Annotated in this window: 2 protein-coding genes; both read left to right on the plus strand. The window is 67.1% G+C overall.

Features of this window, described 5'->3' with window-relative positions; genetic code table 11:
• Window positions 1–325 precede the first annotated feature (325 nt).
• Window positions 326–1,099, plus strand: a complete 774-nt coding sequence (locus tag MHY29_RS11860) for a S9 family peptidase (protein WP_239241483.1) — start codon at window positions 326–328, stop codon at window positions 1,097–1,099.
• 223 nt (window positions 1,100–1,322) lie between these two features.
• Window positions 1,323–1,955, plus strand: a complete 633-nt coding sequence (locus MHY29_RS11865; protein WP_239241485.1) for a LysE family translocator — start codon at window positions 1,323–1,325, stop codon at window positions 1,953–1,955.
• The last annotated feature ends 121 nt before the right edge of the window (window positions 1,956–2,076 follow it).

Here is a 2,076-nt window from a genome sequence, read left to right on the forward strand (position 1 = left end):
GGCCCGCTGCCGCGAGCCCCTCACGCAAGAACCGGGCACCGTGATGGGCACGGAGGTGATGCCGGCCCTGGCCTGATTCTCATGCCTCGAAGACGGTTACACCACTTCCAGGGACTTGACCGAACGCGGTCGACTTCCAGCATGCCGACGACGACGTCAGGGCGCTTCATCGCTCACAGGGCAACGGCTTTCGGTGTGTCGACTGTGGCGGGGAAGCCTGGTTCGTCAAGAGATCCGCCAACACGAGTGCCAGGTTCGCGGGTCACCACCCGAGCACTCCACTGGGGATCTTGACGTGCGCGCACCACGGGACTGCCATGGGTTCATGGAGAGCCCGCTGACCCCTCACCCAATCGGCGCCACGCTGTTGCCCCGTCTTCCCGGCGCGGTCCCGGTGCTGCTGGAGTTCGAGGACGTGCAGCTGGGCGGGTACGCCTGGTGGCGTGACCGGCAGGCGCCAGCAATCCTGTTGCTGCACGGGTGGGGTGAGGACGCTTCGACCATGGCCCCGGTCGCACACCAGGTGCTCGAGCGTGGACGGCACGCGGTGAGCATCTCCCTGCGCGGCTGGCACGGTTCCACCGGCGTCGACGACTACGGGCTCAGCGCCTCCCTCGACATCTCACGAGTCCTGGCCTGGATCCGCAGGCAGCCGGACGTGGCAGGCATCGTACTGGTGGGGTTCTCCATGGGAGGGCTGATGGCAGCCCTGGCCGCGGCGGATCAGCCTGCCGGGGCCCTCGACGGCGTAGTGCTGGTCAACGCCCCAGCTGAACTGCGCTCCTTCGCGCGGGACACGGCTTTCGGCGGGGCCCGTCGGTATCTGGAAAAGACCCTGCAGTCGCGGCAGTGGCAGGACTCTTCCCCGCTGAATCACGCGGATCGGCTGAGCCATCCGCTGCTGGTCGTGGTCGGAACAGAAGACACCATGACGCCACCTGATCAGGGGCGCAGACTCGCCGACGCCGCCCCGGCAAGCGCACTGTTCGAGGTCGCCGGGATGGGTCACCACCCAACGCACGGGGAGTGGGCACAGATCTTGGAAGCGGCAGATACGCAGTTCGACTTAAGACGTGGAATGCCTTCGCCTGCCCGGTGAGACGAGTCCGTGCGAGTGGGGGACTAACCGACGCCGTGATGGAGCTTGCGGGATGACACGGTCGTGCAATCTTCGCTGCAGCTCGACATTCGTGATCGCCCCACCGCGTCGGTCCGCGGCCCGCCGGCGGAGGTGACGGATTCGGGCCACCGTGGAGTCACGATGGCCCCGGCTAGGCTGGCCTGGCTCGAGCCCTCCCGCGACCAGAAAGCGCCGCTCACTCATGCTCGACCTCACGGTCCTACCCGCCTTCATCGGGGTCATCCTCGTGTTCCTGGCACCTCCCGGTCCGGACATGACCTACATGCTCGCTGTCGGACTCCAGGGCGGCCGCGCCGCCGCGATCCTAGCGATCCTGGGCATCGGCACCGGCATGGCCGTCTACGCCGGCGCCGTCGCCCTCGGTCTCGGAGCCCTGGCCACCGCCTACCCAAGTGCGTTGGCGTTCGTGAAGCTGATCGGCTGCGCCTACCTGCTCTGGCTGGCTCTCAGCACGGCCCGTCACGCGCGAGCCACCGCCGCCACCCCCACCGAGGCGCCGTCTCGGCGCTGGTATGTACGAGGTCTGCTGGCGAGCCTGACCAACCCGAAGCTGATCCTGTTCTTCTTGGCCGTTCTGCCCCGATTCATAGGCGAGGCCTCGAACACCACCGCCCAGCTGCTCATGCTCGGCGCAGTGAACGTCTCCACCGAAGTCCTCCTCTACGGTGTGATCGGAGTGGCCGCCAGCGCCCTGAGCGGCCGCTTCACCGAGCGCCCCGGCGCGCAGATGGTCTTCAACTACATCGCCGCGGCCGTCTACTTGGTGCTCGCCCTGGTGATCGGCGTGGACGCGGTGCGCAGCCTCACTGCCTAGATGTGATGTCCAGGGACGTTGTTGCGTGAGCAGCTGACAGGCGAAGGCCTCCTGTTGCGAGAGTGGAGTTGTCAAGAAACCGCTCACGCGAACAGAAGGCCTTCATGTCCCACGCTAACGC

The sequence above is a fragment of the Micrococcus sp. ACRRV genome (genome assembly GCF_022346985.1).
GTDB lineage: Bacteria > Actinomycetota > Actinomycetes > Actinomycetales > Micrococcaceae > Micrococcus > Micrococcus porci.